Genomic DNA, 12,824 nt, shown 5'->3' with positions numbered 1-12,824 from the left:
CATGACCACGAGCGGCGAGCCGATCCGGCGGCCGTCGTGGCTGCTGTCGGAGACGCGACGCTCGCTGGTCAGCACGGTCGCGGCGACGGTGTGCACCGCGATCATCACCACCGTGTGGATCTCGCTGGACCGGCGGGTCCTTCCCTATGCCGTCGGCATCGGCTGCGTCGTCGCCTGGACCTTCCTGGCTGCCATCAACGCGGCTCTGACCTGGCGGGCCCACGGTCGCCTCAGCGGCCCGGCGCTGGCCGAGGCGCTCGCCGCGGACCCGGCCACCGATCGACGAGGTGCCGGAACGGGTCGGCGGATGCCCTCGTGGTCGGTGGAGGCGTCGGTGCTCGCACTGGCCGTGGTGTGTCTGCTGCTGTTCCTGCCCGGGGCGCGATCGCTGCCCGCCCTGCTCGGCGCAGCGTTGGTGATGATTGCTGCGTCATGGGTGAATGTCGCGATGGCGTACGCCCTGCACTACGCGCGCGAGGACCGGCGCGAGCCGGGAATCTCCTTCCCGGGCACCGAGGAGCGCGGCTTCGACGACTATCTCTATCTGGCGATGGCGATCCAGACCACCTTCGGCACCACCGATGCCGAGATCCGCACTCGCCGGATGCGACGCGCCGCGATGACCCACGGCGTGCTCGCCTTCGCCTTCAACACCGTGATCGTGGCCATGATCATCTCGCTGCTGCTCGGTATCGCCTAGCCGGCACGGTAGTCCTTGATCACGGCGGCCAGCGTCGTGCGGGTGCGCTGCAGGCAGTCGATCCGATCGTCGATCCTGTCGAGTTCGGCGGCGAGGCGCTCGGCCAGCCAGGGGGTACGCGCGGCTGGATCGTGCACACAGGGCAGCACCTCGCGGATGGTCTCGGTGCCGAGGCCCGCGGCGAGCAACTGGCGGATCAGGCGTACCCGCTCGACCGTTGCGTCGTCGTAGTGGCGCTGGCCACCGAGGCTGCGCTCGCTGGTGATCAACTCCTGTTGCTCGTAATAGCGCAGCGACCGGGCGCTGGCGCCGGTCGCCGCCGCCAGATCGCCGATCCGCAGCCCGGATACCGAATTCGTCGTCGTCATCGCTTGCCCCTGACATTGATGTCAGGTTCTATCGTGCCAGCATGACGCTCACCGAACCAACCCCCACCCACGCCGACGCCGGTGTCGATGCCCTGTTCGCACCGACCGAGCTCGCCGGAATCGCGCTCGGCAACGCCTTCGCGATGGCGCCGATGACCCGCTTCCGCTCCCCGGGCGGAGTGCCCGGGCCGGACGTGGCGGCCTACTACCGGCGCCGCGCCGCAGGCGGCGTCGGCTTGATCATCACCGAGGGCATCCTGGTTGATCATCCGAGCGCGGGCGCCGAGGACGCGGCGCCGCGGTTGGAGCGCCCGGCCGCCGAGGCCGGCTGGCGGATTGTGGCCGACCAGGTGCATGCCGCCGGATCGAAGATCATCGCACAACTGTGGCACCAGGGCAGTGAGCGGGAGGGCTTCGACGGCGGTGTGGCCTGGACGCCCTCGGGCGTACGCGAGGACGGCTCGCCGGCCGGGCGGGCAGCGACGATCGCCGATCTTGACGAGTTGATCAGCCGGTACGCGGCGGCGGCCGGCGCGGCCCGGCGAGCCGGCTTCGATGGGGTCGAGGTACACGCCGCGCACGGCTATCTGCTGGACGAGTTCTTGTGGCGGGCCACCAACCGGCGTACCGATCGTTATGGGGGTACGCCGCGCAATCGCGCGCGGCTGGTCGCCGAGATCGTCGCCGCGATCCGGGCCGAGGTCGGCGCGGGATTCCCGGTCGGGCTGCGCTTCTCGCAGTTCAAGGAGCGTGACTTCGATGCGGTGATCGCCGACCATCCGGACGAACTGGCCGCGCTCCTGACGCCCGCGGTCGAGGCGGGAGTCACGCTGCTGCACGCCTCGGCGCGCCGATTCTGGCGACCGGCGTTCGACGGATCGCCCCGCACGCTGGCCGGCTGGGGCCGCGACCTGACGGGGCTGCCGGCGATCGCCGTCGGCTCGTTCGGGCTCAGCGCCGCCAGCCTCGCCGATCCGGAACGCTCGCTGACGGCGGTGGCGCGGCTGCGCGAGGCGGGCGAGTTCGACGCGCTCGCGCTGGGCCGGCCGCTGCTGGCGAATCCCTGCTGGGTCAACCATGTCCGCCGCGGCGAGTTGGGCGCGCTGATCGACTACAGCAAGGAACAGGAGGAGGTCTTCGCCTGAGGGGAGAGCGGGTCGACCGGGACGACGAGCCCCCAATCGGAGTCGAACCGATGACCTTCGCTTTACAAGAGCGCTGCTCTGGCCTCTGAGCTATGGGGGCAAAGGGCGCGGGCCAGTCTAGCCGGTGCGCTGCTCCCGGGGGACCACGGCGGACCCGCGCGTGGAGGACGGCTCAGCCGCCGGGCGCGGCCAGGTAGGCGGTCCCGGTCCCGGTCGCGGTGACCGCCTCGCCGGCGGGGAGGAAGGCCGCAGCGCCGGCGTCGATGATCAACTCCGATGCCCCGGTCAGGGTGAGCTCGCCGTCGGCGACCAGCACGATCCTGGCTGCGCCGGCCGCCGGAAGCTCCAGGCCGGCGGGCGAGGCCAGTCGCCAGATCGCGAACTCGGGCGCCGGGGTGGGGTAACGCAGCAGTCCCGGCGCCTCCTCCACGCCGGTGATGATCGTCGGCGCGCCCGGCGTGAAGTCGACGATCCTGCCCAGCTCGGCAGTGTCGATGTGCTTGCGGGTCAGCCCGCCGCGCAACACATTGTCCGAATTGGCCATGATCTCGATGCCGGTGCCGGACAGATAGGCGTGCAGATTTCCGGCGCCCAGGAAGATCGCCTGGTCGGGCTCGAGCTCGATCCGGTTCAGCAGCAGCGACGCCACGATCCCGGGGTCGAGGCCGAACGCGCGGTCGAGTTCGAGGACCGTACGCGCGAGCGCCCCCGGTCGGCCGCCCGCCTCGGCATAGGCCCAGGCCGTGTCGACCACCTTGCGTACCTGGAAATCGGCCACGCCGAGTGCGGCGAAGAACGCCGCGCGCAGCGGGTCCGGTCCGTCCAGCTCGGCGACCAGCGGGCGCGGGGCATTCAGCGTGTTCAGCGCGTCCCGGGCGTCATCGACGGTGCGGAAACCGCACAGCGCCGAGAACGGTGTCCGCGCGATCAGCGCCTCCGGCTTCGGCCAGTCGTCGGCGTAGTTGCGCGTCGGCGCGCCGGGATCGACGCCCGCCGCGCGCTCCGCGGCGTACCCCTGCTGTGCCTGTTCGCGCGTCGGGTGCGCCTGCAGGGACAGCGCCCGGTCGGCCGACAGCACCTTGAGCAGGTAGGGCAGCCGGTCGCCGAATGCCCGCCGGGAATCCTCGCCCAGCCAGTCCGGGTGCTCGGCGAGCGCGGCATCCAGGCCGGCGCCGCCGGGCAGCGTCGCGGGGGCCGAGGTGTGGGCGCCCAGCCAGTACTCGGCGTGCGGCTCGCCGGTGTCGGGTACGCCGAGCAGGCGCGGGATCGCATCGGTCGTGCCCCACGCGTAGTGCTGGATCCGGCCGGTCAGCAGATGCATGGCCGCAGTCAAACAGACGCCACGACACGCGAGTAATGACAGCGGTGTGATTTGCACCTAGCATTGCCGCATGGCCGACCCCGTCCAGCAGACCTCCCCCGTCGCGGCGCCGACGCTGTCCGAGCGCGATCGCGATCTCCTCGATTTCGAGCGCGAGTGGTGGAGCTTCGCGGGGTCGAAGGAAGAGGGCATCCGTGCCCGTTTCGGGTTGTCGACGACGCGCTACTACCAGGTGCTGAATGCCCTGATCGACAGCCCGGTGGCGCTGGCCTATGACCCGCTGCTGGTGAAGCGGCTGCGCCGGCTGCGTGAGTCCCGTCGCCGGGCGCGCTCGGCGCGCCAGCTCGGTTTCGATCCGCAGGACAGCTAGTCCCGGGTGCGGTAACCGCCGCGTTCCAGGCCCGCGAGCGTCTCGAACAGATTGGCGCTGGCCCGATCGCCGGTGCGCAGCATCGACCAGCCCATCGCCAGCAGGTACGCCGGGAGGAACGGCAGGCCGAGCAGCGCGAACCACTGCCACGCATGCGCCTCCTCGTGCGCCAGCATCTCGCGGTGCCGGCCGGTGAGGGTCGGGGCATCGGTGGGCGTGATCACGACATCGCCGACCGTGAACGCTCCCGCCAGCGGGAACGGCAGCCGGTAGCCCTCCGCCACGAACATGCCCCGGGGCCCACGTTTCATGTTCGCGCCGCCCAGCCGGGCGATCGCCAGCCCGAGCAGCGTGGAGCCGTTCAGCCGGTTGCCCAGCTCGCGGAGTTGCCACAGGTGCATGCCGGAAGTCTGGCAGGAGAGCCAGATGGGCAGGCCTGGGCGGGTCTGGCTCCCATCCGCGGGCTGAATCGGCAGGTGCGGGCTGAGTATCGCTCGCGGGTGCCGGTTGGGTTCGCGTTTGGGCGGGTCTGGCTCCCATCCGCGGGCTGAATCGGCAGGTGCGGGCTGAGTATCGCTCGCGGGTGCCGGTTGAGTTTGTGGGTGGCGGTTGGGTTCGCGGATCGGGAGTCGCGGGGGTGTGGCCGGGGTGGGACGGGGTGGGCGAGGCTGCCCCGAGGTCGTTTGCACTCTCGGGTGCCGAGTGCTAAACATGACATTGGCACTCCTCTACCGAGAGTGCCATCCGGCAAGCCGGTGAGGGAAGGCGTACGCCGACCCGTCCGTCGCGGGCACCAGCCTTGTCACAGTCAACCTGACACACCCATTCGTACGGCTTCGGCCGGGAGGAATCGGAAGACACATGGCAAAGCTCATTGAGTTCGACGCGGAGGCCCGCCGCGGCCTGGAGCGGGGCATGAATGTCCTCGCCGACGCGGTGAAGGTCACCCTCGGCCCGAAGGGCCGCAATGTCGTGCTGGAGAAGAAGTGGGGCGCCCCCACCATCACCAACGACGGCGTCTCGATCGCCAAGGAGATCGAGCTGGAGGACCCCTACGAGAAGATCGGCGCCGAGCTGGTCAAGGAAGTCGCCAAGAAGACCGACGATGTCGCGGGCGACGGCACCACCACCGCCACCGTGCTGGCCCAGGCCATGGTGCGCGAGGGCCTGCGCAACGTCACCGCGGGCGCCAACCCGATCGGCCTGAAGCGCGGCATCGACAAGGCCGTCGCCAAGATCGCCGACCAACTGGCCGACAATTCGATCGAGGTCGACTCCAAGGAACAGATCGCGGCCACCGCCTCGATCTCCGCGGGCGACCCGCACGTCGGCGAGGTGATCGCCGAGGCGATCGACAAGGTCGGCAAGGAGGGCGTGATCACGGTCGACGAGTCGAACACCTTCGGGCTCGAGCTCGAGTTCACCGAGGGCATGCGCTTCGACAAGGGCTACATCTCGCCCTACTTCGTCACCGACCCCGAGCGCATGGAGGCCGTCCTCGACGACCCCTACATCCTGATCGTCAACTCCAAGGTCAGCTCGCTGAAGGACCTGCTGCCGGTGCTCGAGGGCGTCATGCAGACCTCCAAGCCGCTGCTGGTGATCGCCGAGGACGTCGACGGTGAGGCCCTGGCCGGCCTGATCGTCAACAAGATCCGCGGCACCTTCAAGTCCGTCGCGGTCAAGGCCCCGGGCTTCGGCGACCGGCGCAAGGCCATGCTCGGCGACATCGCCATCCTGACCGGCGGCCAGGTGATCTCCGAGGAGGTCGGCCTCAAGCTGGACGGCGTGACCACCGAGATGCTCGGCCGCGCCCGCCAGGTCGTGGTGACCAAGGACGAGACCACCATCATCGACGGCGCCGGCGATGCCGAGCAGATCAAGGGCCGGGTCAACCAGATCCGCGCCGAGATCGAGAACAGCGACTCCGACTACGACCGCGAGAAGCTGCAGGAGCGGCTGGCCAAGCTGTCCGGTGGCGTCGCGGTGATCAAGGTCGGCGCGGCCACCGAGGTCGAGCTGAAGGAGCGCAAGCACCGCATCGAGGACGCCGTCCGGAACGCGAAGGCGGCCGTCGAGGAGGGCATCCTCCCCGGTGGCGGCGTCGCGCTGCTGCAGGCGGCCAAGACCGTCGACGTCGCCGACCTGACCGGCGACGAGGCGATCGGCGCGGCGATCGTGAAGAGCGCGGCATCCGCCCCGCTCAAGCAGATCGCGGCCAATGCCGGCCTCGAGGGCGGCGTGGTTGCCGACAAGGTCGCCAACCTGCCGGTCGGCGAGGGCCTGAACGCGGCCGACGACACCTATGTCGACATGGTCAAGGCCGGCATCATCGATCCGGCCAAGGTGACCCGCTCCGCGCTGCAGAACGCGGCGTCGATCGCCGGGCTGTTCCTGACCACCGAGGCCGTCATCGCCGACAAGCCGGAGAAGGCCCCCGCGGCCCCCGGCGGCGACGGCGGCATGGGTGGCATGGGCGGCATGGACTTCTGAGTCCCGTCTGCCGAACATCCCACCGAGGGCGGTCCCGACAGGGGCCGCCCTCGGGCGTTCTCGACCCCCGCCGGTGGGCCGTGCCGCCGTGCCGCCAGCCGGGCGGCACAATGAGCAGGTGAGCGATCCGACGTACCCGGTCATCGACGGCCACAACGATCTCCCGTGGCAATTGCGCGAGGTTTCCTACGATCTCGACAAGATCGACATCTCGCGGCCGCAACCGCACCTGCACACCGATCTCCCGCGCGCCCGGGCCGGCGGCCTGGCCGCACAGTTCTGGTCGGTCTTCGTGTCGGGCACGCTGCCCGAGCCCGAGGCGGTGGTCCAGACGCTGGAACAGATCGACGCGGTGTACGCCCTCGCAGCGCGCTATCCCGATGATCTTGTGCTGGTGCGTACCCCCGACGAGCTCGACGCCGCGATCGACGCTTGGCGCCCCGGCGGGGCGATCGCATCGCTGATGGGCGCGGAGGGCGGCCACAGCATCGCCAATTCGCTCGGCGTGCTGCGCGACCTGTTCCGGCTCGGTGTGCGCTACCTGACCCTCACCCACAACCAGAACACCGCCTGGGCGGATTCGGCCACGGACGAGCCCGCACACGGCGGACTGACCGACTTCGGCCGCGAGGTGGTCGCGGAGATGAATCGCCTCGGCATGTTGGTCGACCTCTCCCACGTCTCGCCCGACACCATGCGCGACGCCCTCGACGCCACGACCGCCCCGGTGATCTTCTCCCATTCCTCGGCCCGCGCGGTCTGTGATCATCCGCGCAATGTGCCCGACGAGATCCTCGCCCGGCTGCCGGACAACGGCGGCCTGTGCATGATCACTTTCGTGCCCTACTTCATCTCGCCGACGGTCCGTGCCTGGTCGCTGCGCTGCAACGAGGCCGCCCGCGCCGCCGGGGTCGACCCGCGGGACCTGTCGGCGCTGGATGCCTTCCGCGCGACCTGGACCGAGCCGCAGCCCGAGGCCGGGCTGGACGATGTGATCGCCCACCTGGAACACGCCCGCGAGGTGGCCGGGATCGACCACATCGGCCTGGGCGGCGACTACGACGGCGTGGACCGACTGCCGCGTGGGCTCGAGGACGTGTCCGGCTACCCGCGCCTGTTGTCCGCGCTCGCCGAGCGGGGTTGGTCCGCGGCCGACCTGAACAAGCTCGCCCACGGGAACCTGCGCCGGGTCTACCGCGCCGCCACCGAACTGGCCGGACGCTGATCCGATGTCTGGTGCGCTGCTCGAGGTGATCTGCCTGCACGCGGCCGACGCGCGGCGGGCAGAGGAGGGCGGCGCGGACCGGGTCGAGTTGCTCGGCAGCCTGGACGACGGCGGCATGTCGCCGGAGCCGTCGCTGGTCGAGGAGGTGCGCGACGCGGTCGGGGTGCAACTGCGGGTGATGTTGCGGCTGCGGCCGGGCTTCGGAACCGACGGCGCGGAGGCGGTACGCCTGCGCGGGCTCGCTGCCAGCTACGTGGACGCGGGCGCCGACGGGCTCGTGCTCGGCTTCCTGAACGGCCACAGCGAGGTCGATGCGTCGGTCGTCGAGGCCATCACCGCCGACAGTGACTGGCCGTGGACCTTCCACCGGGCGATCGACCAGGCCCTCGATCCGCGGCGTGCCTGGCGTACCCTGCTCGGCCTGCCGAACCTGGACCAGGTGCTGACCGCCGGGTCCTCGCGCGGCGTGGCGCACGGCTTGGACGAGTTGATCGCGCTCGCCGGATCGGACCCGCGGATCGCAAAGTTGATCATGGCCGGTGGCGGCCTGGCGCCGGAGCACGTGCCGTGGCTGGCTCGGGCCGGGGTGCAGGCGTTCCACATCGGCGCGCCGGCGCGGCCGGGCCGCAGCTACCGGGCCTATGTGGATGCCGATCTGGTGAGGACATGGAAAACCCTGGTCGACGACTCGGTTACCCGCGCCGCCGACCAGGGTCGGTCCGGTTGAGAACTGCTCAGAAGGCCTTGCCGGCCGCCTTCGCCTCGGCGGTCGCCTCGGCCCGGCGGTCCTTGGCCGACGACTTGGCCTCGGTCAACCGCTCGGTCTGCGCGGGCGCGGTCTGGGCCACGGAATCGCTGGTCTCCGAGCGAAGCATCCGCGACGTGCTCGGCGCGCGCGACGCATCGGGCGCCGCCAGGTCGACGAACTGACCCTCGACGCCGCCGCGGGCGCGGTTGCCCTCGCCGACCGGTGCCGGGTCGTTGCCGGTTCCGGACAGCTTGCCCGCGATGATGTTGTCGCTCACCACGGCCTGGCCGTCAGTATTGGACACGGTCAGGTTCTTGCCGAAGAAGTTGGCCCCGTCGCAGGTGGCGAGGTCGCCCGAGCCGCCGATCTGCAGGCCCTTGCCGTTGCCGTCGTAGCGGGCATCGCCGTAGACCTCCGAGGCGCAGACCACACCGCCGTCGGTGTTGCCGGTCACGGTCAGGTTCTTGTTCAGCACCGAGTTGTAGACATCGGTGTAGGCGCCGTCGCTGCTGGCGACGTTGCCGCCGACCGTGGAGTTCTCGATCAGGGTCTCGCCGGTCGACACGGTGACATTGCCCGACTGCTGTGAGCCCACCAGGAAGAAGAAGCCGGGGTCGGCCGCGCCGTCGACGGTCCGGCCGGTGTAGTTGCCGGCCACCTTGGTGCTGTCCAGGTAGACGCCGTAGCCGGCGGCCGAGACGACGTTCTCGCCCAGGCTGGCGCCGGTCAGATCGAGGTACCCGCTGGCCTGGACGGTGACGCGGCCGGTGAACTCGCCGCCCTGGGCGACGAGATTCGCGTCCTTCGCGACGCGCACCGTGCCCTTGACGTTGACATCGGTCAGGGTGCAGGACTGGCCGGAACGTACGACCAGATCGCCCGGAACGGTGACGTTCTCGGCCGTGCCGGAGCAGTAGGTGACGAGGGCGGCTTGGGCTGGGGGTGCCATCAGGAACGTCGCGGCGGCGGCGGCCAGTGCTGCCGATGCGCCTACCGCGCCGGTGATGTGTCGATTCCGCATGTGGGCCTCTCTTAGGGGGAGCCCGGGAGTCGAGTGGGGCCTGACACCCCGAGCATTGACTTGCTCCGGAGCCTAATGACGCCGATCGCGATGGGTCAATGGTCTGATGTCTATTGGTGCCAACGTGTGGTCGAGGGCCGTTCACCCGCGTTCACCGTCACTCCACCAACTGCTCGGGCAATGGCAACCTGTGCACGACGACCAGGGCGGACACGGCGCGGGTGAGGGTGACGTAGAGCCGGCGCAGGCCGGTCGGCCGGTCGGCCTCCCCGGCCACGATCGCGGCCGGTTCGATCACGATCACCTGGTCGAACTCGAGGCCCTTCGCCAGTCCCGCCGGCACCAGATCGACCCGGGATTCCCAGTCCCGCTCGTCCCCGACTCCGCGGTGGTCGATGCCGACCGCGGTCAGGGCGGCGCCGATCGCGTCGGCGTCGGCATCGGCGGCGATCACGCCGATCGTGCCGGGGAGTTCGGCCAGTTCCGCGACCAGCCCGCCCAGCCGGCCGGCCGGGTCGTCGGTCGGCTCGATCCGCAGCAGGCCACCGGACTGGCGTACCGCGTGCGGCGGTCGCAGCCCGGGAGCGATCGTCGGCAGCAGTCGTGCGGCGAAGTCGATCACCGCGGCCGGTACGCGAAAACCGGCGACCAGTTCGGTGACCGCCGCGGTGGGCTGACCGAGATGACCAAGGGCGCTCGCCCAGTCGCGGCTGGCCCATGGCGTGGTCGCCTGGGCAAGATCGCCGAGCACCGTGACCGACCCGGTGCTGGCCCGCCGGCCCACCGCGCGAAGCTGCATCGGCGACAGGTCCTGGGCCTCGTCGAGGATGAGATGGCCGAGGCTCGGCGTGCGGTGCAGCCGGTCGGCGGCCTCGTCGACCAGGGCCAGGTCGGCGGCGGTCCAGCGGGCCGAGCGCACGCTGCGGGGCGGGCGGGACCACAAGATCAGGCGCTGCTCCTCGGGGGTCAGGATCCCCTCGGCCGCAGCGGCCAATGCGGTCGGATCCGCCAGCAGGTCGAAGATCACCTGCCGGGCTTGCTGGGCCGGCCACAGGCGCTTGGCGTACTCCTTCACCGGGCGAGACCGGGCCACCGCGGCCTGCACCCGATCGTCGGGGGAATCGCCGCCGGCCTCCATCCGCAACAAAACCTGGTGGGCGAGGCGCTGCGGCAGCATCTCCCGCGCCGCCTCGTAGCGGGTACCGCGCCCGCGCAATTCGGCCACGGTCTCCGCGATCAGGTACGCCCCGACGCGGAACTGTCGCGATCCGCGTGGCACCACGAGCGGCTCGTCGGGCTCGCCGAGGCGCGACCAGATGGCGGTCTCGATCACCTCGGCCATCCGCGGGTCCGTCTTGATCATCGCCGCGGCCGGCTCGTCGACACCGGTGATCGCGATGTCGTGGGCCGAGGCGAGCAGCGAATCCACGGTCGCCTGGCCGGCGTCGATCTCACCCAGGGCGGGCAGCACATCGCCGATGTAGGACAAGAAGCTGTCGTTCGGGCCGACCACCAACACACCGGAGCGGGCGAGTTGCTCGCGGAAGGCGTACAGCAGGTACGCAGCGCGGTGCAGGCCGACGGCCGTCTTGCCGGTGCCGGGCGCGCCCTGGATGCACAGCGAGGCGGCGAGATCGGTGCGGACCAGGACGTCCTGCTCGGGCTGGATGGTGGCCACGATGTCGCGCATCGGGCCGGTTCGTGGCCGTTCGATCTCGGCCTCGAGAATCGCAGAATGATCATCGCCGGGCGTTCCGCCGAGCAGGTCCTCGTCCTCGAATGCGGTCAGGCTGCCGGCGGCGAAGCCGAAGCGGCGGCGTACCCGGACACCCATCGGCTCGCCCGGCCGGGCCCGGTAGAAGGGCAGCGACAGCGGGGCGCGCCAGTCGATCACCAGCGGCTCGCCGCCGGACTCGGCGGCGACGTGGCGGCGTCCGATGTACAACGACTCGTCGTGCTCGGCACCGGCGGTGGTCGCGCGGTCCAGGCGGCCGAAGAACAACGGGGTGTCCGGATCGGCCTCCAGTGATCGCATCCGCCGGTAGAGGCTCTGTTTCAGGTACTGCGTCGAGACGGCGTCGCCGCCGAGCACGGCCCCGGAGAACAGCGCATCCGCGCGCTCGCGCATCCGGGCCAGGGCGTCGCGCGACGCGGTCAGGTGCGCCCGCTCGGTGGCCAGGATGTGCGCGGCATCGCCGGGGCTGGCTGCGGGCATGACGAGACCTCCGGTGACCGGTGGGTGGATGGGCAGACGAGCGACGTTACCCGCACGCCCCGTCGCTCGTCCACCGCCGATCGCTACGCTGCGGGGAGTGAGCAGCACCGGCGTACCCGATCGGCCATGGAAGACCCGGACCGCGGTCCGGGTGATAGTCGTCACCGATGATGATCATGTGTTGTTGTTCGCCGATACCGACCCGGGTGTCCCGGGCGTGCATTGGTGGGTGACCCCGGGCGGGGGCGTCGATCCGGGGGAGACCGAACGGCAGACGGGGGTGCGGGAGCTGTTCGAGGAGACCGGCCTGCGGGTCGCCGAGGACGCCCTGGTCGGTCCGCTCGCGCGGCGTCGCGTCCAGCACGGCTACAGCGACCAGGTGCTCGACCAGACCGAGACGTTCTATCTGGTACGCACGCCGCGCTTCGAGGTCGACATCGCTGGCCACACCCCCGAGGAACAGCTCACGCTGCAGGGCCACCGCTGGTGGCCGCGGGCCGAGCTGGCCGACGCCGGGGAATGGGTGTGGCCCGGCGAGCTGGCGGAGTTGATCAACCGGGCCGAGACCGGGCAGCGCCAACCGCCGCTGGATCTCGGAATCGTGCGCTCGGAATCCACCGTCCCGATCGCGGACTGATCACGAGAGCTCGACCGCGGCGATCGGTACCCACGCTTCGGTGACCAGCCACAGTTGCACCACGGGCTGCTGCTCGATGTCGAAATCGACGAAGCCGCGTACCTGCTCACCCGCCCGCAGCGTGCCCTGGGTCAGCCGGGGTGCGGCATCGGAGCTGAAGGCCACCGTGTTCGGGGTGGCGCTGCCGTCGTCGACCACGAACCGGAAGGCGTTGTAGCGCACCGGCGGACCGGCCGGCTCGCCCGGTCGCCATGGTTCCGCGGCCCGCAATGACACGTCCACCACCAGATAGCTGCGACCGGGCGGGATCGCGCCGTCGCGGGTCCACCGGAAGGAATTGACCCGGAGCGCGCCGGACTCCCCGGCATCGCCCACGAACGCGACCCACTCACCGACCCGACCGGGCGCGGGCGGCAGCGGCTCCGGGGTCGCCGTCGGCGCCGGGACGGGCGGGCTCACCGGACGGCCGGGCAACAACGCCCCCGCGCCGAGGGCGATCGCCAGCAGGACGGCAAGCGCTCCGGCGCCGCCGAGCAGCAGTCCCGCGCCGGGTCGGGTCCGCACCCGTTCCATGGGGCACC

13 protein-coding genes and 1 tRNA gene are annotated in these 12,824 nt (G+C 70.9%); 7 read left to right on the top strand and 7 right to left on the bottom strand.

The window, feature by feature from the left end; all coding sequences use genetic code 11:
* Window position 1 precedes the first annotated feature (1 nt).
* Window positions 2-700, top strand: coding sequence for a DUF1345 domain-containing protein (locus ACXDC7_RS16395; protein ID WP_179445442.1), 699 nt, complete (start codon window positions 2-4; stop codon window positions 698-700).
* On the opposite strand, the gene ACXDC7_RS16390 is transcribed toward ACXDC7_RS16395, so the two are convergent.
* Window positions 697-1,068: a MerR family transcriptional regulator gene (locus ACXDC7_RS16390; RefSeq protein ID WP_246292620.1), complete on the bottom strand. Its 372-nt coding sequence runs from the start codon at window positions 1,066-1,068 to the stop codon at window positions 697-699. The genes ACXDC7_RS16395 and ACXDC7_RS16390 overlap by 4 nt on opposite strands.
* A gap of 41 nt (window positions 1,069-1,109) precedes the next feature.
* Between ACXDC7_RS16390 and ACXDC7_RS16385 the strand changes: the two genes are divergently transcribed.
* Window positions 1,110-2,213 carry an oxidoreductase gene (locus tag ACXDC7_RS16385; protein WP_459222772.1) on the top strand — a complete coding sequence of 368 codons (1,104 nt, stop codon included), beginning with the start codon at window positions 1,110-1,112 and terminating at the stop codon, window positions 2,211-2,213.
* 27 nt (window positions 2,214-2,240) lie between these two features.
* Here ACXDC7_RS16385 and ACXDC7_RS16380 read toward each other — a convergent pair.
* Window positions 2,241-2,313: transfer RNA gene (locus ACXDC7_RS16380), tRNA-Thr, on the bottom strand.
* Between the two features lie 72 nt (window positions 2,314-2,385).
* On the bottom strand, window positions 2,386-3,534 hold the full coding sequence (gene manA, locus ACXDC7_RS16375) for a mannose-6-phosphate isomerase, class I (RefSeq protein WP_459222771.1): 1,149 nt from the start codon (window positions 3,532-3,534) through the stop codon (window positions 2,386-2,388).
* A 70-nt stretch (window positions 3,535-3,604) separates the two neighbouring features.
* Here manA and ACXDC7_RS16370 point away from each other — a divergent pair, with 70 nt between their 5' ends.
* Entirely contained in the window at window positions 3,605-3,904 is a 300-nt protein-coding gene (locus ACXDC7_RS16370) for a DUF3263 domain-containing protein (RefSeq protein ID WP_179445445.1), read from the top strand.
* Here the strand turns inward: ACXDC7_RS16370 and ACXDC7_RS16365 are convergent.
* Complete coding sequence (locus ACXDC7_RS16365) at window positions 3,901-4,305, bottom strand: hypothetical protein (RefSeq protein ID WP_179445446.1); 405 nt, start codon at window positions 4,303-4,305, stop codon at window positions 3,901-3,903. The two genes, ACXDC7_RS16370 and ACXDC7_RS16365, sit on opposite strands and share 4 nt — an antisense overlap.
* 460 nt (window positions 4,306-4,765) lie before the next feature.
* On the opposite strand from ACXDC7_RS16365, the gene groL reads away from it, so the two are divergent.
* From groL to ACXDC7_RS16350, 3 genes are all read left to right on the top strand, one after another.
* Complete coding sequence (groL, locus tag ACXDC7_RS16360) at window positions 4,766-6,397, top strand: chaperonin GroEL (protein WP_179445447.1); 1,632 nt, start codon at window positions 4,766-4,768, stop codon at window positions 6,395-6,397.
* A gap of 118 nt (window positions 6,398-6,515) precedes the next feature.
* On the top strand, window positions 6,516-7,622 hold the full coding sequence (locus ACXDC7_RS16355) for a dipeptidase (protein ID WP_459222770.1): 1,107 nt from the start codon (window positions 6,516-6,518) through the stop codon (window positions 7,620-7,622).
* Window positions 7,623-7,626: 4 nt separating this feature from the next.
* Window positions 7,627-8,349, top strand: a complete 723-nt coding sequence (locus ACXDC7_RS16350) for a copper homeostasis protein CutC (protein ID WP_459222769.1) — start codon at window positions 7,627-7,629, stop codon at window positions 8,347-8,349.
* 7 nt (window positions 8,350-8,356) lie between these two features.
* On the opposite strand, the gene ACXDC7_RS16345 is transcribed toward ACXDC7_RS16350, so the two are convergent.
* A complete protein-coding gene (locus tag ACXDC7_RS16345) occupies window positions 8,357-9,391 on the bottom strand; it encodes a hypothetical protein (protein WP_459222768.1) in 1,035 nt (344 codons plus the stop codon).
* Between the two features lie 157 nt (window positions 9,392-9,548).
* Window positions 9,549-11,606, bottom strand: a complete 2,058-nt coding sequence (locus ACXDC7_RS16340; protein ID WP_459222767.1) for a HelD family protein — start codon at window positions 11,604-11,606, stop codon at window positions 9,549-9,551.
* Between the two features lie 97 nt (window positions 11,607-11,703).
* Between ACXDC7_RS16340 and ACXDC7_RS16335 the strand changes: the two genes are divergently transcribed.
* A complete protein-coding gene (locus ACXDC7_RS16335) occupies window positions 11,704-12,243 on the top strand; it encodes an NUDIX hydrolase (RefSeq protein ID WP_459222766.1) in 540 nt (179 codons plus the stop codon).
* Here ACXDC7_RS16335 and ACXDC7_RS16330 read toward each other — a convergent pair whose 3' ends face one another.
* Window positions 12,244-12,816: a hypothetical protein gene (locus ACXDC7_RS16330; protein ID WP_459222765.1), complete on the bottom strand. Its 573-nt coding sequence runs from the start codon at window positions 12,814-12,816 to the stop codon at window positions 12,244-12,246.
* Window positions 12,817-12,824: the final 8 nt, after the last annotated feature.

It is taken from the genome of Naumannella huperziae, from assembly GCF_054073625.1.
The sequence above is the reverse complement of the archived record's forward strand: the minus strand, read 5'-3'. Positions and strand labels throughout refer to the sequence as shown.

Coding starts and splice junctions, on each gene's coding strand:
- ACXDC7_RS16395 (WP_179445442.1), top strand. CDS start 2: ATGACCACGAGCGGCGAGCCGATCCGGCGGCCGTCGTGGCTGCTGTCG.
- ACXDC7_RS16390 (WP_246292620.1), bottom strand. CDS start 1,068: ATGACGACGACGAATTCGGTATCCGGGCTGCGGATCGGCGATCTGGCG.
- ACXDC7_RS16385 (WP_459222772.1), top strand. CDS start 1,110: ATGACGCTCACCGAACCAACCCCCACCCACGCCGACGCCGGTGTCGAT.
- manA (WP_459222771.1), bottom strand. CDS start 3,534: ATGCATCTGCTGACCGGCCGGATCCAGCACTACGCGTGGGGCACGACC.
- ACXDC7_RS16370 (WP_179445445.1), top strand. CDS start 3,605: ATGGCCGACCCCGTCCAGCAGACCTCCCCCGTCGCGGCGCCGACGCTG.
- ACXDC7_RS16365 (WP_179445446.1), bottom strand. CDS start 4,305: ATGCACCTGTGGCAACTCCGCGAGCTGGGCAACCGGCTGAACGGCTCC.
- groL (WP_179445447.1), top strand. CDS start 4,766: ATGGCAAAGCTCATTGAGTTCGACGCGGAGGCCCGCCGCGGCCTGGAG.
- ACXDC7_RS16350 (WP_459222769.1), top strand. CDS start 7,627: ATGTCTGGTGCGCTGCTCGAGGTGATCTGCCTGCACGCGGCCGACGCG.
- ACXDC7_RS16345 (WP_459222768.1), bottom strand. CDS start 9,391: ATGCGGAATCGACACATCACCGGCGCGGTAGGCGCATCGGCAGCACTG.
- ACXDC7_RS16340 (WP_459222767.1), bottom strand. CDS start 11,606: ATGCCCGCAGCCAGCCCCGGCGATGCCGCGCACATCCTGGCCACCGAG.
- ACXDC7_RS16330 (WP_459222765.1), bottom strand. CDS start 12,816: ATGGAACGGGTGCGGACCCGACCCGGCGCGGGACTGCTGCTCGGCGGC.